The 23,170-nt window shown below is 43.0% G+C and carries 11 protein-coding genes; 4 read left to right on the top strand and 7 right to left on the bottom strand.

Translation table 11 applies throughout. From position 1 onward, the window contains the following. Window positions 1–106: 106 nt before the first annotated feature. The 7 genes from EDD70_RS14840 to EDD70_RS15265 all read right to left on the bottom strand — a co-directional run bounded on the left by EDD70_RS14840 (window position 107) and on the right by EDD70_RS15265 (window position 18,978). The gene (locus tag EDD70_RS14840) at window positions 107–256 is read right to left on the bottom strand and encodes a DUF262 domain-containing protein (protein WP_162840873.1); all 150 of its coding nucleotides are present in this window, start codon (window positions 254–256) and stop codon (window positions 107–109) included. A gap of 746 nt (window positions 257–1,002) precedes the next feature. Further along, on the bottom strand, window positions 1,003–15,474 hold the full coding sequence (locus EDD70_RS00640) for an Ig-like domain-containing protein (RefSeq protein ID WP_123810987.1): 14,472 nt from the start codon (window positions 15,472–15,474) through the stop codon (window positions 1,003–1,005). A gap of 378 nt (window positions 15,475–15,852) precedes the next feature. Then, complete coding sequence (locus EDD70_RS15195) at window positions 15,853–15,987, bottom strand: hypothetical protein (protein WP_278320594.1); 135 nt, start codon at window positions 15,985–15,987, stop codon at window positions 15,853–15,855. Window positions 15,988–16,127: 140 nt separating this feature from the next. After that, a complete protein-coding gene (locus EDD70_RS00630) occupies window positions 16,128–17,414 on the bottom strand; it encodes a sensor histidine kinase (protein ID WP_092754017.1) in 1,287 nt (428 codons plus the stop codon). Further along, window positions 17,411–18,148, bottom strand: coding sequence for a LytR/AlgR family response regulator transcription factor (locus EDD70_RS00625; RefSeq protein ID WP_092754019.1), 738 nt, complete (start codon window positions 18,146–18,148; stop codon window positions 17,411–17,413). The genes EDD70_RS00630 and EDD70_RS00625 overlap by 4 nt, the downstream gene beginning before the upstream one ends. 478 nt (window positions 18,149–18,626) lie before the next feature. After that, on the bottom strand, window positions 18,627–18,746 hold the full coding sequence (locus tag EDD70_RS15270) for a Fic family protein (protein ID WP_341465124.1): 120 nt from the start codon (window positions 18,744–18,746) through the stop codon (window positions 18,627–18,629). Further along, on the bottom strand, window positions 18,709–18,978 hold the full coding sequence (locus EDD70_RS15265; RefSeq protein ID WP_341465125.1) for a hypothetical protein: 270 nt from the start codon (window positions 18,976–18,978) through the stop codon (window positions 18,709–18,711). The genes EDD70_RS15270 and EDD70_RS15265 overlap by 38 nt, the downstream gene beginning before the upstream one ends. A 743-nt stretch (window positions 18,979–19,721) precedes the next feature. Between EDD70_RS15265 and EDD70_RS00610 the strand changes: the two genes are divergently transcribed. The 4 genes from EDD70_RS00610 (at window position 19,722) to EDD70_RS00595 (ending at window position 23,125) form a co-directional block, all read left to right on the top strand. Then, window positions 19,722–21,164: a DUF4118 domain-containing protein gene (locus EDD70_RS00610; protein WP_123810986.1), complete on the top strand. Its 1,443-nt coding sequence runs from the start codon at window positions 19,722–19,724 to the stop codon at window positions 21,162–21,164. A gap of 10 nt (window positions 21,165–21,174) precedes the next feature. Then, window positions 21,175–21,870: a response regulator gene (locus EDD70_RS00605; protein ID WP_092754023.1), complete on the top strand. Its 696-nt coding sequence runs from the start codon at window positions 21,175–21,177 to the stop codon at window positions 21,868–21,870. Window positions 21,871–22,006: 136 nt separating this feature from the next. After that, on the top strand, window positions 22,007–22,438 hold the full coding sequence (locus EDD70_RS00600) for a potassium channel family protein (RefSeq protein WP_092754025.1): 432 nt from the start codon (window positions 22,007–22,009) through the stop codon (window positions 22,436–22,438). 6 nt (window positions 22,439–22,444) lie between these two features. Then, window positions 22,445–23,125, top strand: a complete 681-nt coding sequence (locus tag EDD70_RS00595) for a potassium channel family protein (protein WP_092754027.1) — start codon at window positions 22,445–22,447, stop codon at window positions 23,123–23,125. Window positions 23,126–23,170: the final 45 nt, after the last annotated feature.

Below are 23,170 nucleotides of genomic sequence, written 5' to 3'. Positions count from 1 at the left end.
CTAAGTCTCCTAAAGCATTGGTGATGTAATGCAGCTATACAAAATTTATAGCTGTGTAAAGTAACTGGTCTACTGCGAAGTTCATAAGTACATCTGAATGTAATGGTCAAGCAATTTTGCAACACCACTGTCTTTCAAAAAATAATTGATAATTCTTTTTTCCCCACGAGTATTCTCTTTGAAAGCGTGGAATCACAAATTGTCTTTTGGAACCAAGAAGATCTCTAATTGTTTTATCATATGGCTTAATATTCATAACATTGTCTCCTTTGATAGGTCAATTTTTTTCTTCCGCCAGCCTCTGTTGTAATGGAAATACGCATTTCCTAAATTACGCAGGTTTGCTACAATAACACGATTCATTATGAACTTCCTCTAATGTTATTACCTACAGTTAAGCGAATTGTATATTATGGTACTAATATTGTCTTACAAAATCATTGCTGGAAGCTTCCAGCTTATAATATACACTATTATCATACCATCACCACAATTAGAAATCTATAACTAATGTTACAAAATAATACAGCACAATTCTACATGTTTTGATACGGCAAAGGGCTGAGGTATTAACCTCAGCCCTTTATCTTTACACTTGATAGAATAATGAATTAAACAAACTTGGAAGTTCGCCCTCTAAGCTATGTTTCTTTCTCAGCAAATTCAGTCGATATGTAAAATAGGTGTCCTCTGTCAAGATTGGATATCTGTTACCTCTTTTTCATATTCTTCCATTATAATTCTAACTTTTGCAGTAAATTTATTCGATATGTAAAAGATGACGGACACATCGCCTTGCCGTTTGTCTGTGCGAAAATGTATCCGTCATCTTTTCTTTAATTATGTTGTTGATATTCAATTATCTTAAATAAATACAATGGTGACCATTCTGTTATGGCAATTTCAGTTTAATCAGATAAGTACGATCTTTCTTTCCAACCTGTAAGAGTACGCATATTACAATTACTTAAATGTGCGTACCCCAACATTTTTTATAGAACCTTATTTGTCAGTCGATGACTGTGAGGTTTCATCGTCATCTCTTGTTTTATGGTGGTTGCGCAAGAACAAACAAATGATAATGGTAACCAAGCTCAACATCAAGAATAGTGAGCTCCATACATCCCAAAGCACCATGGGGGCACTAAAGGTTTGTGTACATATCAGTAAAATCACACTGCCGATGGCAATAACAGTTGCAGGAATAATGCCTAACAGAGTTCTTTTTTTGCGTAGCAGTATGATAACTTCCATTGCGATTGTAAGCAGTGTACATAGCAAGTCAATTAGGCTCCATTTGCCATACACTTTACCAACATCAACAGCCTGTACATCCTGTTCCTTATTGTACACTTTTTCCTCATCAACAGCCTGTGCATCCCCCTTGCCAGCTTCTTCACCGCCATTTGAAGGATTTGGTTGAGTGGACTGAATCGGTCGGTCGGCAGAAGAACTGGCAGTGTCTACTGTGTTTTCCTCGTATGGTTCCGGTGGTGTTTCAGGCTCAATCTCCCTATCCGAATTCTTTGACGACTTGTTCACAGCCGCAATCGCAAACAGCGAAAATCGGTCGCTGTAAAAGTTGATGACTTTGCTGTCAGTTGTGAATTGCAAGTTGGAAATTTCATCCCGGTGCATGCGAAGCACCCTATATCCGCGTGGATTCATAACCTCAGGCAAAATGTTAAGCGTAATCTTCAGGTTTTCCTGCAAATTGGTTAACTTTTGTATCGTCTTTTTACCTTCGCTTTCCGTGGTCATCAGCAGGCTTATATCCATCAGGACAGAACGTCTGCCTGCCGCATTCTTTAGCCTTGTAATTTCATCTGCGGTTGCATCCCCATGTTCCGCCTTTGCGATAATAAGCTCTATTAATATTTTTTCAGCATCCGTAGGTGGATCAATAAGGCTGACCAGCATGTTCTCATCCACTTGCGCATCGACATTTAATTCATCCCTAACAACTACCTTCATCTCGGGATTTAAGAAGTTGACGATAAACGTAAATGTGTTTGTGGATTTACCTAAAGTGATTTTAATTACTGCTCTACCCGTTTCTCCCTTGGGGAAGGTTGCCAGGATGGCTTCTTTTTTCTCATCCAGCTGGGTTTGTACATTGCCTTCTGCCACCGTTACCGTAAGGTCAGAGGGCTTGCTGTCAAATATAGGCTTGATACTCAACCGCACATCATTTGCCGAGCGCAGAAGCGTAAGACTTTGTGTTTTTTCCATATTCGGCACAATTGTGGAATACACGCGTTTTAAGGTGTTCTCATCAAAAATGCGATATACTTCAAATTCATGCAGACGAATATCTTCATCCGGAATGGGCTTTTCTTCTTCGGTACGAAAGTACCATTGCTTATCCTTTGCCATGCCAAATGGCGTTTCCAACGTGTTTTCTGCCCAGTCTACCGCAAAATCATCGTCAACTACCAAGTAGTAATCTGTGCTGTGTTCCAGCAGATAAGGCAGGGTAAAGGTCACGGTTTTGCAATCACTGGAAAGCTTGGCACGACGGTTACTCGAGGAAAAATCAGCTAACAGCTGCTTATTGCTCTTGCGGTACAGTTTGATAGAGCCACCGCCCATTTTCATGCGTTCGCTGTATTCTATCGTGAACACATCCGCTATGCCTACATCAACGCTTTCATTGGATGGTTTTATGCTCACAACGGTGGGACGGATTTGATCGACCGTAAAATAAGCTTCGTATACTGTAGATACATTGCCCGCGCAATCCTGAACCTTCACAAATAGCTTTCCACGGAAATTATCCGCAACGTTTACGGTGATGGACTGGGCTGCGTTTATCTTTGTAAATGGTTCCTTGCCGCTGAGCAGATAATTTGCATCCTCTGTTTCAACAAAGCAATAGGAAAACTCAACAACATCGTCATCCGACGTATGAACCGTTACCTTGGTTGGTTTGTTGTAGAATACGCCGTTTACAGTGTTATCCTTGACGCCGAGCGTTTCCTTGCTCTTGGAGCCGTCTGTCGTCAAAATGGAATCCACAGCTGGTGCAACTTTATCAAGTTTTACGTCATACGCTTTGCTTTCATCCGTAAGGCCTTTTTTTGTGATAATCTTAAAGCGATAGGTGTGCACATTGGTATCGTTAAGGGTGAGTGTGTTATTGGCGAAATCCCAGTTCGATAAACCGTCTAGTGACATATATTCTCCGCCGTCTATGCTAACATAATATGCGTATGGCACACGATTTGCAAATACCGCATCGTTACCAAGCGTAAACGTTATATCTTGATTTGTCCATGCTCCAATTACTCCGCTTGTTTTGATGCTGAGGATTGGCGTTACACGGTCAATCAAATAATCTACACGACGCGTTTGCTCATCATACAGATTACCGCCCATTTCCTCGCCTACCACAACCTCGCCTATTGCAAGTGGACCGCCGTCAGAATCAGAATCATTCTTGACAGTAACATCATAGTTGCCATCAGGAAGAAGAATTTGATATTCGCCATTGTCGTCAAGGGTGGTGGTATGCGTGTTTCCGCCCTTATCCTTAAACTGAATTTCCCAATCCTTCTTGGTCGAAATCGTGCCGTCGGCGTTCCGTTCCTCTACCTTGCCCATGATTACCGTAAGCGCAGGGGAGTCGATGTCCAGAGTGTTATCTGCGGCGTCTGTAATGGATTTCAGTTGAAAGCGTGTTGCGGCGGGATCGTCAAAGGGGATGGTAAACATATAAGCGTCCGCACCGCTGCCATTTGTAACGGCTGACGTAATCTTTGGTTCCATCTTTTTGCCAGTGCGGTTATACAACAGGTAATCCGCCTGCATAGCACCGCTGATGGTATCGGTTGTCAGCACCTCCAAACGCATCTGCGTATCTTTCTTCACAAGGCGCATGGTAGCGTCTTTGCCCGCAAGTACCTGCTTAAACAGCGGCAAGGTATTGTCGTAGCCAAAAAGGAAGAACTTGTCCGGATTTTCGCTTGTATTGCCGGCTTCGTCGCGCGCAAATGTGTTGATTTGATATGTACCGGGCTGTGTTACAATAGGTGCATTGCTACCATTGTACACCACAGGGGTTGTTTCTGTGCCCGTTGTACCAAAGCGATAATAGGTAGAAACAGGGCTTTGTGCACGCTCCGCTTCATCTGTGGGAGGGGTTACGGTGATGATGGGGGGTTCCTTTGCCCAAGCCCGGGCATTGAGGCTGCTTACTGCAACGGCAGACATCTCAGGTTTTTGTGCGTCTACCATGCAATGATAGGCAATGCTTTCATTACCCTCAATCCCCACCATAGATACGCTTCGGAACTTATGGTAGGCATTGGAATTTATCTGGTTATTGATTAAATGCTGCGCTTCCAGTGGCATATTGATTGGCGTCCACGCCGACCATTCCGTATTGTCTTGTGAAACGGAAACCTCAAAGCGCTCAATTCCGGATAAGGTTTGCAGTTTTGGATCATCTGCAATCAGGGTAGCAATGGACGTGTTGGTCCATGTGCCAACAGTGTAATTCGCACCATCTGCATTCCCCAGCTTATGGGTTACAATGGGTGTTGCGGGTATGCAGCCATCCACATAGACACAATACAGCGTACTTTCGCTGTTGCCGTTGTAATTGGTGGCTTGAATGGTGAATTCATATCGTCCGGTATCCGTAGGGGTATTATCGTTGTGCACGAAGTCCTTCACGCCGTCCGAAATCGTAATCACCTGCGTGCGTCCCTCGCCGTTTTGCACAACGCTGATCCCCAGTTGCTGTGCCGTCACAATTTCTGCCTCGTTCTGCGGTGTGGGATAGTCTTTTTGGTAGACGGGCACACCGTTATAAAGCACGGAGACCGACTTAAGCCCCGAATTCTCCTCCAGAATATCTGCCGTGAGAACAGATTGTGTTTTAAACCAATCACGATAAACAGGCGATGTATTGCCTGTTACAGTAATAATGGGCTTTTTCACACTGATATTGAGGTAGCCGCTTACCTGCTCTGCTGATGCATTGCCGGCTTTGTCATACACCACATAGTGCAGATAGCCTGCAAAGTTCTTGCGCTGGTAGATAGTTGAGGATGATTTAAGCCTCAAATCTTCAGTCATCCACGTCGGGTTTTCCGAAGGCTTTGCAGAATTAGAGAAGTAATATTTCATATTCATCAAGCCCGAACCGCTTACGTCGTCGTTTGCTTTAATAGTGATGCCAATCTCCTGCTGGTAGAAGCCAAGGCTATCCAAAAGTGGATTTAAGGATGTTTCGTCATCCGGCAGATGATAGGTGATGTCTTCCACTGTGGGAGGAATGCGGTCTACCTGTAAATTCAGGTATTTCACAGCACTCTCATTTTTTGCATCATCTACCGTTTTGTATGCGATAGTATGTGCGCCATCCACATTGGTAGGTATAGCAGGCAAACTGATGCCGTCATATTTCACCCAATCTGCTGTTTTATCCCCAATTAAATGGTAATAGGTAGAAATGGGGCTGCCGTTGTCCGCTTGGGGAGGATGTATGGAAATTACTGGCGTATCACTAAACCACGCATCATCACTTATCGTACCTTGCGCTGTAAACAAAGCGTTTAAGGGCGGTGTATTATCCAGCTTCACGTTTACGCTGCTGGCAGTACTGCTCTTGCCCGCCTCGTTCTTTGCAAAGACAAATACTTTGCCGTTGTAATCTTCCACAATGGATAACTTGAGAGTACCTACAGCATCCAGCTTCTGATAGCTTGCACCATCGTCTATACTGTAATAGTAGGTGACAGGCGATTTCACAATGTTTGTCGGTGTTGCCGTTACCTCTGCCGTTCCGTTAATCCAAGTTTCGGCATTGCTATGCAGCGTAAAACTTGGTACGGTTTTATCAATACGTAAATTTTGATAGGAAATTTGCCCTGCGACATGGGTATTGCTTACCACGCGGGCAGAAATACGGTTGAGCCCCTCTGTCGTAACGGTCACATTGCCATCCTCGGGCACTGGCAGCCATGTGCCATCCAGTGAATATTCTAAACGCTTTATACCGGCAGTGGGCACTGCCCCGTTGTACATAATGTGTACCGTAACATCCTGTGCGTACCACTGCTCCTCCGAAAGCGGCGGTGTGGGATTAACCACCGTAATGATTGGGGCTTCGGGTGCGGTGCTGTCCACAAGATAAGCGTAAGAAGCTATGGCAGATTGGTTCCCCGCCATGTCATACGCACGCGCGTAGAGCACGCCATTAAAAGACGAAGGAATGGTTACGCTGCTGCCGGTTACCCATGCATCTTGTGCAGGCTCTTCTGTGCCGTTGATGAGCTGATATTCATATCGTTCTACGCCACTGCCTGCGTCTGTTGCCTGAAGGTTTACGGTAAAGGGCTTGCTGAACAGTTTTTTCAGTCCCGCCGCAAAGCCTTCCATCGGTTCTTGCATAACAGGCACAATCGTATCTACCGCAACCGTATACGTCTTAATGCCGCCAATGTTACCCGCTTCATCTTTTGTACGCAGCAGCAGAGTGTAGCTGCCGTCTGATGAAATGGAAATTTTGTCCCCAACAAGTGGTGCAAGCGAGGTGCGCGTATCGGTAAACAGCGCATAGTCTGTGCTTTCGGGGCTTGTGTTTTCCACCCATGTGGGACGATGTACCGTAATAATGGGGAGCTCTTTATACCAGCCGTTGGTTAAGGCTTCTGTTGCACCTGCTGTCGTATCGCCTGGGGCTGTTTTATCAATATATGTGGTAGCTGATCTGGTTGTTGTCACACTGCCATCCTCTGTGCGTGCGCGCAGCGACCAATTCTCAATTCCTTCCTTGTCAGCCAGATAGCTGTTGCTTACCGGAACAGGTACCCAACTGCCATTTTCAAGCACCTCATAGACGATTTTTTGTGCGAACCCCACCGAATTTGCAGGGGTTATGACAATAGCACGGCTATGATTGGTCCATGCGGGGTTTGCGGTTGCTGTAAAGGCAATTTCTCCCGAGCGGTTTTCCAAGCTTATAACAATTTTAGAAGTGGGGCCGACGATATTCACATTGCTTACCGCACGTGCTTCCACCGTTGTATCGCCCACTTTATCCACCAATACCGTGTTGCCACTTATTTTCTGCCATGCGCCGCCATCCAAACGAACTTCGTAGTAATCAATGCCGGCGAGGGTGCTGTTGCCGTCCGCAATGGTAACCGTTACAGGTTTGGCGGTATCGCCATAAGTTCCCGGAATATATTGTTTCTGATCGCTGTCCTTTGCGGAAAGCTTCACGGCAGGCTGTATGTTATCCACTATAAGAGCAATTGTCTTATTCGTCACATTACCAACGCGGTCTGACGATCGAACAGTTACATTTCCATTAAAAGGTGCGTTGATTTGCGCCTGACCATTTGTTGTGATAAAGCTGCTGCCATCCATGGAATATTGCGTTACGGCTACGCCGCTGCCTGTGTCTGTGGCAATCATGCTGAGCATTGCGCTGTCACGATAAAGGTTGCCTGTTACTGCCGAACGCGCCGAAAGTGACAACTGAGGGCCTTCTGTATCCAGCAGCACCGACAGAGCAGCGGATGGTACCGAATAGGTGTTGTTGCTAAACCTTGCACGGAAGCTGAAGTCTCCGGATGCTGTGGGTGTATAGGTTGTGCCGCTGATGTTCTGCCATGCGCCGCCATTAACAGACACCTGATGGTTGGCAATTGCCAAACCACCCACAATTGATGTGTTGACAGAGATTGTAGGCGCATTTTTGTACCAACCGTTCACGCCCGATGCAACGGTTGCGCTGGTTATACCTGTACTGGTGGTTAGGCTCAGCCCGTTGGAGTTAATAGTGTGTACATTGCCTGCGTGGTCGGTGATTTGCACCAGCACAATGCCTTGAAAATTGGCAGGCGCAATGAAATGTACGTTATCCGATGCAACGGTTTTTTTGCTGATGCCCATGGTAAGGCTGGGAGTTTGACTGGTTGTAGATACTAAATCATAGATTATGCTTTCCACGCCGCTGGTGGCATCTATTGCCTGCACACTTGCCCGTACATAATCGTAAAAAGATGGATAGGTTACATTGGTAAGTGCGCTGCAATAGGAAGCAATTAATGCATCACTGCTGTCAAGCAGCGTGAGCGTGGAAGCCTTTGCCGAGGTGGTATCCACTTTAACAAACGTGCTTGCACTGTCACCTAAATTGGTGGCAGCATCCTGCACCCAATAGATGATTTCATAAACACCGTCAGAATTCAGTATAATATCTGTTTTGCCTCGATAATTTTCACCCGCAAAACCTCCGCGCACTCCACTGCCGCTGACAATGGGTGTGTCTGCCTGCGAAAAAGCAACGGTACCGTTTGAAATCAGCCCCGCAAATCCGCCCGACCTGTTTGCCGAAACAGAGCCGCTTACAAGGCTTGCACAGCTGCTTAGGCTGCCGTCTGTCATTTCACCAACAAAGCCGCCTGCGTTGTTTTGTGCGGATATATTGGATGCCGACACATTGGCAGATGAAATATAGCCTTGATTATTTCGACCGACGAAGCCGCCCGCCTGATTGGTGCTTGCCGTAACAGCACCGCTTATACGTGTGCTTGCATAAGCAATGGTACCCTGATTATTACCGACAAAGCCGCCCACATTACTGCCACCCGTTGTTTGTGTTATGTTTGCACCACAGCAATAGATGCTGCCGCCGGTGAGTGCACCAATAAAGCCACCGACATTGTTACCGCCGCTGACGCTGCCGGGTTTATAAATGGCATACTGTATGGCGGTATTTGCAACGGAACCAGCTACGCCGCCTGTATAATCGCCGCCGCTGACGCTGCCAGAAACCGTGATGTTCTGCAGTGTGCCTGTGGTGTCGCTTAGTCCAACTGCACCGCCAACATTTGCGCCCGTTGCGGTTACGCCGCTTCCGTTATAGATACAGTTGCCTAGGGAAGAAGTATTTGTGGCATTGCCAACCAGACCGCCGACATTCCCGGTGCCCGATACTGCCGCTGCCGTTGCCAGATTACTTAGAGAGGAACTGCCGGTTAGCTTGCCTACTAATCCGCCTGTATTTCCACCGCCTTTAACGGTATTGTTTTGTGCACTCATCTGGCTGAGGTTGGTGTTCGTCAGAATGCCCGCCAAACCGCCCACACTATCAGAACCCGTTACGTTGCCCGATGCACTGCATCGTGAGAGCGGAATGCAGTTGTCTGCGATACCCACAAATCCGCCGACGTTGCTTGAGCCATCAACGTTGCCGAGCGCCTGACAGTGAGTTGCGGCGGCAGTGGCAATCATGCTGCCTACAAATCCGCCAACAGAATCTTTACCTTTAACGTTGCCCAACGACTTGTTGACCGTGAATACATTTCTTATATTCAGCCGCCCCGCGAAGCCACCGACATGATTTGCCAAGGGCGCGTTGACGTTGGCGGAGGTGACGTTGCCGGTATATGTTCCTGTTCCGGTGAGAAATCCTGCAAAACCGCCTATGTAGCTGCCTCCGCCTGTGGCTATGACGTTCCCGTTTGTTACGGCGCAGTTGGTAATCCCACTTGTGGAAGAACCCGCCAAGCCGCCTACATAGTTCGAACCGCTGACGTTGGCGTTTGTTACGATGCAGCCGCTAATGTTGCCGGTGTTTATTCCGCCTACCAAGCCGCCCGCATAGTCTGAGCCGCTGATGTTGACGTCTTTCACCGTACAGTTCACAATGTTGTTCGAGGAATAACCAAAGGCTCCACCCGCATATACTGCGTTCGTAATGCCGCCGCCCTGCACAAGGCAGTTGCTCACTTGGGTGCTAGCGCTGCCCACAATCATGCCAACATAGCTGTTGCCGGCTGCGTTAATGGTGCTGTTTATCACCTCGCAATTACTGATTTCAGCACCGCTCCCACCCGCGATACCGCCGATATTGTTGCTGCCGCCGTTTTTATTTGAAGCGATAAGTGTGCTTCCACTAACCGTGCAGTTCGTAATCTTCGTGCCAGCTCCCGTAAGCCCCGATACAAACGCAAGGCTACTACGCGGTGTCAAGGTGCCCTGATCTGTGAAGGTTGCGCCATTGATTTTGCAGTTTACAATCTGGGAGGTACCTTCTAAGGTGCGGGTGATGATACCGTATACTATGCCATCCGCACTGAATTGATAAACATTATCAATCTTGGGGCTTTCCAAAACAATATCGCGCACCAGCGAATTGTAGCACAGATACCCAAACATGACCTGACTTAAGCCTGTAACGGTATGTCCGTTTCCGTAAAAATTAATATTACCTTTCCCTCCGGGATTGAGCGAAACGCCTGTTAAATTGATATCGGAAGTCAAATAGAAAGTTCCGCTTGAATAAGAGGTGTTGATGAAATTTTGCAGCTGCCAAGACGTTCCAATCGCTGTGCCGGGTCCTGTGTAAGTGATCTTAGCACTATCTTTGTAGCCAATACTGCCGCTGGCGCCCACGCCTGTTGCTACCGTATCTGTAATCACAGGCGCATTCACACTGCCTGCACCGGATTCATAGGCATTCATGTTACCTGTGAATTCTGCTTTGGGGATGATGTCGCAATTATCATTGTTGTCTTTGCCCAGAGCGGTAAGACTGTTTCCATCATAGCTGCTTCCGATGATAGTCGAACCCAAGCGCGTCGGTGCACCCTGTGTACCATCCTTATTTAACTGGTACCAAACGTTGACAGGGCTGCGTCCTTCGGTAATGCCGTCCACATCCACAATATTGGTATCAAAGCGGATTGTGGGGTTGGTCACATACCAGTTTTCTTTGCCGTTGGGGCTTTCCGGTGTGATGTGCATGGTGGTTTGTCTGGGCTTTACCTTGTCAATGCAAGTTACCGGATAATCATAGTTGACTTCGGTTCCCGCATTGTTGAGCACCGTAATACGGTAAACTCTATTTTCGTCTGCGAAAAAGGCGGAGGTGTAAGCGGTAAGCTGCCCCTGCGTTACGCCTTTTACCATACTGCTAGTCAAATCCAACGGTGCAAAGCCTGCTTCAGGCGTAAAAACACTATCCTTCACCGTACCACGCTGTACGGTAACCTTTGAAATTCCCGAAATACCCACCTGCGCCTGCAATTCCAGACGCAGCGCTTGATTTGTCCACATGCCGGGCGCAAGAGGGGATTGCACTGAAATTACAGGGCTGTCGAGATCGCAGCGCAGCATAAACACATCCGACGCGCTACTCGTGTTGCCCGCGTTGCTCAGCGCATAGGCTGTTATGTCCGTTTGCACAGAAGCTGCGTATTGCTTTTCTGTAGGGAATTTTGTTGAACGGGTGGGATTTTCGTTTGGCGTTTCATAGTAGTCATAAGCATACATTCCCGACAGCGCTGAGGAGTCTGCAATACGAATTGTTACCGGTTTGTTTACCCATTCGCCGGAGGTGTATGTACCATATTCGGTAGTTGCCGTAATGTTTGGCACGGTCGGAGGGGTCAGCTCTTCCAACATAGTTTTGGTGTACAGTGCGCTTACATGCCCCGCTTGGTCTACTGCTTTTACCATCACAGCGCCTTTATAATCCTTATGGATGTAAAAGGGCTTGGTGTGGCGTACCCAGCCGTTTTCATCTGCCGCCGCACCGTCTGGAATTGTATCGCCTACCGCATCCGCTAACTTCACCAGATAATAGGCAATTCCGCTGGTTCCGTCGCTTGCGTCAATCGTCACCTTCACCGTATCATTAAATAATGCGCCAAAGGAGATTTCGTTGAGTATTTTGCGTGTGGTATCAACGGCTAAATTTACCTTGTTCACCACAGGCGGGGCGGTATCGCGGTGCAGCTCCATGGTGAGCGGTGTATTAACGTTTCCTGCCTCATCCTTGGCTTGCACGCACAAGGAATAAACTCCGTCCTTCGTAATTTCAGGAAGGAGGCCATCAACGACCACCATTTCTTTTTCCGTATCGCCCGCTTTAGTCAGGCTGTATTCAACCCGATTGGGCGATTCACCAGTCTTTGCAGCCTCCACGGTGGTACTAACTTGCAATTTGCCCGAATCCGTAACGGAATTGTACCAGCCATTGGTGCCGGTATCGCCGCTCACGGTAATCTCCGCTTGCGGCGGAATAATCGTATCTCGGCGGATGGGAAGGGATTTTGTATCCTCGCGCTTTGATTCGGATACAGCCTTAAAATCGTAAACTGTGTCCATATCTTTTCTGATATCATAAGAAACCTGTTCATTCCAGCTGACGGGTCCACCAATTTTCGTCCAGTCCTCTGTTGTTGACTCCTTTTGCGTATAGGTTAGCTTGGAGGCGACGGGTGTCTCTGAATCAATCAGCAGATTAATATCCTTGTTGATCCATTTTCCGTCATAGCCCGTTATATGAAGGGCAGGTCGAACGCTGTCCATGCGAATGATGATTTTATCCTTTGAAACCGCCACGTTACCTGCCGCGTCGGTTACACGAAGCCGCAAGGTTTGCAAGCCCATTGCTTGAATATCTTCAATGGGCTCGTTGCAGGTAAGCGGTGCGCCGACAGGTTCCACAGTTTTAAGCACCGTATTGCCGCTAATGACCTCGATTTTCGCAATGCCGCTGGCGCTGTCCGTTATCTCGGGCGTCAGTTGCAAATAGTTGTAGGTCTGATTGAGGTCAATCGGCAAACCGCCGTCCAGCGCCTTCGTCGCCCGCAGCGATTTAATATCGGGTGGGCTTTTATCAATGCGTAGCTGCCCCTGAAGCGGAAGGGGAGTACCGTCTGCCTGTTTGAATTCGCTGCTTGTTGTAGTAGTGTTGCCAAACCGGTCGTATACGGTCGCCCGTACGTCGCCGTAAATATCAAAATCCACATTGACACCGCTAAAGGAATAATCCTCCAGTGTTTTGATGGGTTCACTGCTCCCACGATTGTAGAAGGAATATTGCACTAACCTGACGGATGAATCGTCCTTTAGACCGTCAACCATCACGCGGCCATACCCGCTGGGCGGATTGGAAGTGTTCATCGAACCCATCATGATGAACCACGAATTGGGAGGATATCCCTGACCAGGGTTGGGGGATTGATACCACAAGCCGCGCGCAGTGGGCGGGTTTTTCTCTTTGAGCTTGACGTTGAGATAGTAACCCGCCTCCCACCAAATCCATTTGCTGCCCGCACTATCCAGCACCTTGATGTCCTCAATTCTCAGGTCCAGCGGGGAAGTCGTGGGCTTGTCTACTGTGATGCTGTAAATAATTTTTGTGGGGCTTGCGGAGCCCGCCGGCTCCTTGCCTGTGATTGTGGTGGGGTAGAGCTTTGTATTGTCTTTTGATGAAAACCCATTGTTGTTGACGACCAACCCCTCTTTGTCGGTCGCGGTGAGTATCAGGGTGGCTGGGAACTCATCTACATAAAGGTTATATAGATAATCCGAGTCATAATCCATAAAGGGCTGGTTTTCCGAGAGCACGCTCAGGGTAAGATCAGGGGCTTCGTTTTTCCCAATCGTGACAGTCTTGACGCTTAAGGACGCGACGCCCTGCCCCGAGACGCTGCCGTCGCTCGCTTTCAAATAAATATTTGCCTTATGCGTGGGCGAACTCTTCGGTGCCGTCGCCTGAACCATTACTGTGGTGCACCCGCCGGGGGCGACGGTTACTTGGGAGGTACCTACGTTGACCTTAACTGAGCTTGAATCGGTTGAGGCAGATAGACTTAGTGTTCTTGAGACAGATGACAAATTGACGATGTCAAAATTGAACATGGCCGTCTTTGCTGCTTCTGTTGTGTCAATTTCCTGCATGGCAGGCGACAACACGGAAATATCCTGCGCGCCGTCTCCGGTGGAAACAAAGCCGTTATATTTGTAGGTGGCTGTGCTGCCGCTGGAAAGCGTGCTTGTAATCCATTTCAGTCCAAATGCGGAGCCATTCCCCATGGAATTGGCAAACGTCTTATCTGGGGTATAGGCGGTAAACACTTTAAAGAAATAATCTCCCAGTAATCCGCCTTGATAGGCGAAAATAGGCGTCACGGGCAAAATGGAAAATACACAGTCGCCGACATAGGCGCGATAGATATTCTGGTTCCAATACTGGGCGGAATTGTTGGTATCCATGCATTCCATCAACTGAATATTCTCCATTTTTGTATGAGCCTGAAGCCGGTATTCCTTTGAAAAGGAACGGCTGCCGTTGATGTAGTGATAAAGGATGTCCAATCGGAAGTCGCCAAAGTTCCACGCAATCAGGTAGGTATTGTCGTCAATTGCTGTTTTTAAACCCGGGTCTGGAAAATACACACGGTTCTTGTTTTCAATGGCGGTGGTAGCACACGGCGTACGGATATCAATCAGCTTTCCGCTGGAATTTTTATAGCTCAAGGCAAAGCCAGACGCTATAAAATTGGTCTGCATGCCGATGCGTGTGTCATAGAGATCGATATCTCTAAACAAAGAATTGTATTCTCCTGTCCCCGTGCGGTACTGAATCCCCATGGCATTTGATTTGGTGTCATATGCAAACTGCATGGCCGAACTGCTGTCACCAAGATCGTACCCTAAGAAATTTGCTTCAAAGCTTGCCAACCTTACGCGGCTTGCGCTTTGCTCAGTGGGAGTAGCCACCGCATGCACAGTCAGCACCGGCATACTTGTGGAATCAATTTCATACACGCATTTTTCCAGTATCGGAATAAACGTGTAAATTTGTTCCTTCGCTGTTTCATCTTCGGTGTTCGTAAGCGCTTCTGTCTTATTAGGCAGCTGGATTACGCCAGACTGTACCGTGTTGGTGGTTTTTTGCTCCGATTGCGAGGCGGTACTGCTGCTACTCGCTTCGGAGGAACTTGCATTGGATGAACTCGTCTCAGAAGAGCTAATAATAGAAGAACTCGCTTCGGAGGAACTTGCATTGGATGAACTCGTCTCAGAAGAACTGATAATAGAAGAACTCGCTTCAGAGGAACTTGCATTGGAAGAACTCGTCTCAGAAGAGCTGGTAATAGAAGAACTCGCTTCGGAGGAACTTGCATTGGAAGAACTCGTCTCAGAGGAGCTGGTATTAGAAGAACTGGCTTCAGACTGCTTACTGTCAAGCTGCTTCCATTCCTGTACCATAAGTACCACTTCACGGCCTTCCGCATCCTCCGCTGTCAGATATTTGGGCAAAACGAACTCTGTAACGGGGGTACCGAAATCCACAAAAATATCCTCCGGCTGGTGTATGGAAAGCGCACCGATAATATTTGTGAAGTCGTCTGTAAGTGCTTGAATACGTGCCTCAAGCGCAGCGTCTATCTCTGGAAATGCTTCGCTTTGCACCCCATCGTCTTCCAGCTTCTCACCTTTTGCAAGATTGCTAAATAGACAATAGGTTTTTCCATCAATCTTTACTTCTTCGCCATCAATATAATTTGATGAAGTTTTCGCTTGCCCCGCAGCTGATTCCGATTGATCAGATACATTTGACTCACTTCCTATATAGGCGGACACGAGAAATAGGCTTTCGGTGCAAAAAAAAGTGAGTGCCATCAGAAACGCAATTACCTTTTTAAGTTTCAACATAAGCTGTCCTTCTTCTTTTTCTTTCAATTATTTTTATCAATCTAAAATTTTCTTTCTCCTGCAGTAAATATCAATCTTATATAAAAAGCTTTACAATTTTTTGCTCACAGATTAGCATAAAAAAAGAAAAAAATGGGCTTTTACACTTAAAAGACCCATTTTTACACTTAAAAAACTATATTTACTTAAAATTCGCTCTTGACAAATAAATTTCTACTATTTTCATTTTACGCCTATACCGCTGGCATTTATACATATCTTGAGTAAAATGCTTAAAATTGGTTTTTCATACCTTCATCTCCTATTTTAATATTTTTTTGCCAGTAGGACACTCCCACATCCAGTGAGCGGGGCTTGTTCCAAATGAAAATCGGCGAATCAGTACCAGCACTGACTAAGACCTTTAGGGGTATCGGCTCTCGGCTCAAAGGCAGTGCAAACCTGCTTTGACCACACGTTGCCCTCGGTATTGGGGGCAGCAAGAGGGCTGTCCTCATGCCAGTGGTTTTTCATTCTATTACGCTCTTTGATACACATATTTTATATAAATTTCTCTCAATAAAATACCATAAAAAATAAAAAAATGAGCCTTTACACTTAAAAGACTCATATTATCTTAAATTTCGCTGTTCACAAACAAAACTTTTCTGTTATCACACCAACAGCCGAACTCGAAAATTTCCGTTTTCGATGCTATACATCAGTTCACCATCATATTTTTTTGCAAAGGCACTGACGCTTTTGCTTCCAATTCCGTGACCATCTTCGTGGGCAATGGGATAGCCGTTTTTATCAAGGACGGTATTCTTATGGCAAGTATTTTCTATTTCTAAAAGCAGTCGTCCAACATTACGGCAGGTAAAGCGAATATAGCAAAGCTTTGTATTTTCAAGTCTCTTGCAAGCTTGTATCGCATTTTCTAACAGATTTGAAACTGCCAAACAAAGCTCCAAGGAATCCAGCGTGATGTAGCTTGGAATATCAAGTTCGATTTCGGTTTTAATGCCACTCTGTTCTGCGATGCCTGCATAATGGCAAATAGCTGCATTGACAATTGGATTTTCGCAGTAAACCTTAATTATTTTGGGCACAACTTGATTTTGATTTTTTAGCAGCTCAACCGCTTCATCACATTTTCCTTGCTTTAAAAGCTCCAACAGCACATTGTTAAAATGGCGTCGGTCATGGGTGGCACGGCTGTTTTGCACAGAAACCTCATCCATAAGCTTAAGCCTCTGGGACATATTATCTGCCGCCAATTTCAAATATTCTCGCTCTGTTTGCATTTTTTGGTTTTCATCTTTTATTCTAAACTCTCTTTGCAGATCTTTAAGAGAGATAAAAATAGAGCCATATGCGGCAAGACCAATCAATATTACCAAAAGCAGAGGAATTGCCTCTTCGGTCAGTGTAGCCACAATATTGTCAGACAACAAAACATAGTAAGTAAAGGTAATATAAACCCCCAATGCTATAGCAAAATATGCTGTCCAATGTTCCACCGCCTGCCGATACAGTGGGCGAACATAGCGTAATAAAATCAGCAAAAAAGCGCCAAACAGGAGAAATCGTAGGATGGAGTTTGCATAGACAGGATATGGCAATTTTCTTGAAATGGTAAAGCTTAATATGATGACAATGTCGCTGATGTTTTGCACTGTAAGATAGGAAAACAGCCACTGCATAAAGGTGTCCTTGAACAATGGGCGTACTGCAAAGCACAAAACAGCAAACAATATTGTGTCAATTTTTGCAAGTAGAGTTAAGTTGCCGCTTAGATAACAATAAACAGCTGTACCAAGATCGGCTCCAAGAATTCCCAACATTGTAAGTATTGTAACTTTTTTTGAGTATTTGGGTTGCAACAGGGTTATCATTAAAAGAACATTGGCAGTGGTGGATATAGCCGCTCTTAAAAAGTCTGGAAAATGTTCAATCATTTGTGTGCCCCTTTCTGCATAAGATAGTTCATATATGTATCTCGCACTGTAGCATATTGCTTTGCTGCAATGGGTACAATTTTTCCACCGCACAGTGTAAAGCTATCCTTAGAAAACAGCTCCACACGACGCATATTGACAACAAAAGAAGTGTGGCATTGCAGAAAATGCCTATCCTTCAAGATTGGAGAGCGATATTCCGAAAAATTCTCTCGAATGGTGCGGCTTAAAAATTCCTCGCCGTTTTTTAGCGTGAACAGAACAGAGTGACTGCGATATTCAAAGCAGGCGATATCCGATAAATTTATGACACGCAGACTATCGGAGGTTTTCACAGTAAACGTCTGATCCTCGGTTAAGTCCATTTTTGAGATTGCCAGTGTAAGCGTATCAAATAGCTGCTGTTTGTCAATTGGTTTAATGAGATAATTGATTGGGCTTGCCGCATATGCCTGCAGGGCAAATTGCGGTTCTGTAGTGGCGTAGATAATTTGCGCCTCACGGTCAAGACGCCGAATTTGACATCCAAGCTCTAATCCATTTACCATAGGCATAACGATGTCTAATAGGTAAATGTGAAAGTTTTCGTTTTCTATCGCTGACAGCAGTTCATCGGGGTGTGTGAATTTTTGAATTTCAGCCTCCAATGGATTAACTGTAAGATATACCTTTAAATTAGTGCAAATGGCTTCAAGCTCCTGTGGTTGGTCGTCGCAGATGGCTATTTTCAGCATAATGTTCACCTTGGTTTAAAAAATATTTTATAATATTATATCACAATTTGTCAGTATGTGTCTTCACATCAATCTGTACTCTTTGTCCTTAGAACAGCTCCTTTTTTGATTAATGTTGTTGTAGTTATCAACATTATATCATATTGGAGCTGTTCCTTTCTTTCTATCTGTCACCCATCAATTGTATCACAACAAGCATAATTGAAATCACCCTAAAAGTTTCGACTTTTAGGGTGATTTCTGATATTGGAGCTGATAATCCGAGTTGAACGGGCAACCTGCGGTTTACGATACTGCTGCTCTGCCATTGAGCCACAATAGCATATATAAGAGGGTGGGTGTTGCCACCCTCTGTTTTTATTTGTCATAAACCGCTTTTGGTTTGTAGTTTATGTGTTTTGAAATAGTCTGCCTTATCAATAATCACAGACCTGCGGTTTACTAATTAATTAAACAAGAAACCGCCATGAGGAGTGTGCTAAAAACTAAACAACCTTGAGGTCAACATATAGACTTTTGTTCTTCCGTTTCCATCAATGAATGGGTGTATACCCTCAAATTCAAGATGAAATCTTGCAATGCGTTCGATATCGTGCATTGTTTTCTTGCGGTTTGTATTTTCTATAATCAGTTCTGTCATCTTTTAAATATGGTTGTACAGGATCAGTAAACGCTCCCATAATCATTACAGGAATTCTGCGGTAAACGCCTTTATCTTCAGGTGAATTTAGTAGCACCAGTGAGTGAATTTGCTTAATGATAAACTCGTCAATCTTGACATCTTTCTTTGCAATGTCCTCAATAAATAAAATTGCATCTTTATGTCCCACAGCCTCTAAGTGGTCTTTAAGAGGTTTTTGGTCAACTGTCAGCCTTGTAATACCAGAGCTGTTTCTTTTAATGTTAGGATATTACCCTCAATAGCATTTGAATTATAAGTAAAGTCCACCATGAACTGCTCAGACAAACGTTTCAATTCGCCCTTAGTTAATGGGCGGCGACGGTTAAGCTCCTCTTTTTTTGCATCTATCAGCAGAAAAGCAGGGTCAACATCGCCCTAATGTATAAACATAATGAGCAACTCATTTAGCACCATAATACAGACTTAATTTTCTTCAATTTATTTCTTTTTCTGCTTATATACAATACTAACTCCAGCGGCTATAAACAACACATGAATAACTATGATGATTGGTGTTGAATTCAATTTTGACTATCACTTTGCTTGTCTTGCATTGCTGTTGCAGCTGCCAACGATGATTCTTGTGAAGAAGATGATGCTCGTGTGGATATATTCAAATATATTGAAACCTACTATAATACTAAATGAATTCACTCTGCTCTAGGCTGGCTAGCCCTACGCGTTTGAAATACAAAATTCTTAAATATTTAACTTTATGTCCAGTTTTTCTTAACCTTTGCAGGGCTAACTTTGCCAATGGTACGGTATTTCGAGGGTCAGATCAACTCTAATGGACTTGTTTATGAAGGCATTATTTGACGGTTACATTTAAAAAAGTTAATAAATGTGTTATAATTTTATAAATTAATATCAGTGGAAGTGAAATGGATTTTGAATTATAAAGATAAAATATTACTCCAATCAACACTAACTTTATTAATTCTAACGATTGCTACTATTTTGTCATATATCTTTAAGCATTTAGGTTTTTCAGATACCAATATTGTTGTTATTTATATTCTCTCTGTCTTAATTATTTCAAATTTTACAAAAGGGTATTTATATGGAATTTCGGCTTCTTTATTATCTATGTTAAGCTTTAACTTTTTTTTCATAGAACCTATTTATTCATTTAAAGTTTATAATAAGAGCTACTTTCTTACATTTGTCGTTATGCTTTTAGCATCTATCCTTACCAGTACACTAACAAGTAAAATAATTGAATCTTCGAAAGCCGCCAACAGAAATAAAAAAGAATTTCAAACATTATTTAAAATTTCAAGTTCACTGGCAAAGGCATCGAGTATCTCTGATGTTGCCAACATCTCATTGCAATGTATTTCTATTTTATTTGATTGTGAAGTAACATTTTTAACATCTATTGATAACATCGCTTACCGATATGATATTGTAAAAGAAAAGCGCTCTATCACTTCTCAAATGATTTCTAAAGAACAAATAGAACTATTATTAGAATGTAAAACAATCTATTATATCAAAAACCAAATAAATCAGTACGGCATACTTTGTCTCCCAAAAAATTTTGCAGTTGATGAAGAAAAAAAGGCATTAATAAATTCTATATGCAATCAAATTTTTATAGCTTTAGAGCGTGAGCGTTTGTATAGAGAAAAAGAATCTGTTAAAAACGAAGTAGAACGCGAAAAATTTAAAAGCAACCTTCTAAGAGCAATCTCGCATGATATAAGAGGCCCTCTTTCAAGCATTTCAGGTGCTTCAGAAATTTTAATATACAACATAAAAGAGAAAGAAAATTTAGAATTTGCAAAAGGTATACATGACAGTTCTTTGTGGCTTACTCAAATGGTTGAGAATATTTTAAGCCTAACAAAAGTTCAAGAAGGTTCACTTAATATAAATAAAAAACCGGAAGCTATAGAAGAAATCATTGGTGTTGTGCTGCATTATTTTTCAAAATATGCAACTGCAAATAAAATATCAGTCGATATTCCAGATGAAATTATTTTTGTGCCTATGGATGGTAAGCTGATTGCTCAGGTACTGATTAATCTTGTTGATAATGCGATTAAGCATTCAAACCCAACGGATGACATAATTATCAAAGTTTATGTTGAGAAGAAGCTAGTATGGTTTTGTGTTATTGATGATGGAACAGGAATCAATCCCAAAAATATTAATAAAATTTTTGATCTATTCTTTATCTCAGATGATTTACCGTCCGATACTAAACACAGAGGCAACGGTTTGGGTCTTTCTATTTGTAAGGCAATTGTTTCAGCTCACGGTGGAAAAATATTTGCCAAAAATAATTTAGAAAAAGGTGCTACTATACAATTCAGCTTACCATTATAGGGGGAATAATATGAATAGCAGCAAATTATTTTTAGTTGTGGAAGATGATAAGCAAATAAGGTCATTTATCAGTTTTTCGTTAAAAACTCAAGATTATAAAATTATTGAAGCATCAACCGGAGAAGAAGCGCTAAGTGCTATTACGTCAAATAACCTTGAAGTGATTATTTTGGATTTAGGTTTGCCTGACATGGATGGATTGGACATCATTAAACGAGTGCGTAAATTTTCTCAAACACCTATCATAGTAGTTTCTGGAAGAGACCAAGATAAAGAAAAAATAGATGCGTTGGATTTCGGAGCAGACGATTATATTACAAAACCTTTCAGCGTAAATGAACTTCTTGCAAGAATAAGAGTAATTCTACGGCATTCAGCGAAAGAAGAAAGCAGTAATATTACTTTATATAAAATTGGAGATTTAGAAATCAATATTTCAAATCATACTGTTTTTAAAAAAGAAATTGAAATTCATTTAACACCAATGGAATTCGATATCATAAAAATACTTGTAAACAATTGTGGTAAAGTTTTAACACACAGTTATCTTTTAAAGCAAGTGTGGGGCTCGTATTTAGAAAGCGATACTCAATCTTTAAGAGTTTTTATGGCAAACATACGCAGAAAAATTGAAGATGATCCTACCAATCCCAAATATATTATTACTGAAGTAGGCATTGGATATCGTTTTGTTGGGGAATTATGATGTATTTAAAAATAAGTAAAGCTAGTTTAGCTTTACTTATTTTTATTTATAAAATCTTAATATGAAACAAATTATCTTTATACAGGATTTATAGTATGTATGCTATTATATTTTATGAAGGAAGGTATGAATTGCAATGTTATTTTTTAACCATAAACAAGAGAATATCATTATCGCTGGCTGCGGGAAACTAGGATCTTACTTTGCTAAGACCTTATGTAACCAGAAAGTTAATGTTTCAATTATTGATGAAAATGAAAACTGTTTGGCTTTACTGGATAACAGTATTTCTTACCGTTATATTAAAGGCGATGCTACAGAACGAGAAGTTTTGGAAGCTGCCGGAATTGAGTCTGCCGACGTATTGGTCGCAGCTACCGACAGTGACAGTTCCAATATCATGATTTCTCAAATTGCAAAAAAATACTACAGAACCAATACTGTAATAGCCCTACTAAAAAATATTGAAAAAGAAGATTTATGTAAAGAAATGAATATTACCACTTTATCCCCGTTATTACTTTCTATAAAAGAATTACAATTAATTTTAGCAAATGAAAAGAAGTGATATGAATTGAACGTTATACTTTTTGGAGAAAATAAATGTACCGAATATTTCGTTAAAATTTTAAAGGATGAGGGGCACGAAATCACTCTAGTGAACTCTAACTATGATTTATGCAGAAAAATTGCAGATAAATATGAAATACCTGCAATATGCGAGAGTGATATAAATGAATTTGTTTTTAAAAATGCAAATGCACACAAAGCAGATTTAGTGATTTCGTTATATGAAAATGATGCTGATAATTTAGTAGTTTGCGAAATTTCAAAAAAGACTTTTCATGTTAAAAGCACATATGCCGTAGTAAATAACCCTGATAACATAGATGTCTTTTACAGCTTAGGCATTGATAAATGTATTAGTACCCCAACTATTTTAAAGCAAATGATTAACCAAGATAGCATTGCATATGGTATTGATAAATATTTTAATGCAAAAAGCAAAAATTATTTTGTTCGAGAGTTTCAAGTTACAAATAAATCTGAATGCAAAAATAAAAAGTTGTGGGAGCTCAACCTCCCCGAATGCTGCAATGTTGTTTCTGTTTTCAGGAATAATGAAATTATAATTCCTCAAGGCAGTACACAGTTTATTCTAGGAGATAAAGTTCTTGTTACAGTATCTGCACAAGTAATAAATCAAGTACAGAAAATGTTTACGGATAAAGATATGCAAGCAATTATTGTTTAAATACCACAAAAAAGGTATCCATTTCATATGAAATGGATACCTTTT

The sequence above is a fragment of the Hydrogenoanaerobacterium saccharovorans genome, from assembly GCF_003814745.1.
Taxonomy (GTDB): Bacteria; Bacillota; Clostridia; order Oscillospirales; family Ruminococcaceae; genus Hydrogenoanaerobacterium; species Hydrogenoanaerobacterium saccharovorans.
Note: the sequence above shows the minus strand (reverse complement) of the source record. Positions and strands in the feature narration are given on the sequence as shown.

Bases quoted from the DNA above. Each gene is read 5' to 3' on its own strand.
- EDD70_RS00605 (WP_092754023.1), top strand. From the start codon at position 21,175: ATGAATAGCAGCAAATTATTTTTAGTTGTGGAAGATGATAAGCAAATA.
- EDD70_RS14840 (WP_162840873.1), bottom strand. From the start codon at position 256: ATGAATATTAAGCCATATGATAAAACAATTAGAGATCTTCTTGGTTCC.
- EDD70_RS15195 (WP_278320594.1), bottom strand. From the start codon at position 15,987: ATGAAAAACCACTGGCATGAGGACAGCCCTCTTGCTGCCCCCAATACC.
- EDD70_RS00630 (WP_092754017.1), bottom strand. From the start codon at position 17,414: ATGATTGAACATTTTCCAGACTTTTTAAGAGCGGCTATATCCACCACT.
- EDD70_RS00640 (WP_123810987.1), bottom strand. From the start codon at position 15,474: ATGTTGAAACTTAAAAAGGTAATTGCGTTTCTGATGGCACTCACTTTT.
- EDD70_RS00600 (WP_092754025.1), top strand. From the start codon at position 22,007: ATGTTATTTTTTAACCATAAACAAGAGAATATCATTATCGCTGGCTGC.
- EDD70_RS15270 (WP_341465124.1), bottom strand. From the start codon at position 18,746: ATGCACGATATCGAACGCATTGCAAGATTTCATCTTGAATTTGAGGGT.
- EDD70_RS00625 (WP_092754019.1), bottom strand. From the start codon at position 18,148: ATGCTGAAAATAGCCATCTGCGACGACCAACCACAGGAGCTTGAAGCC.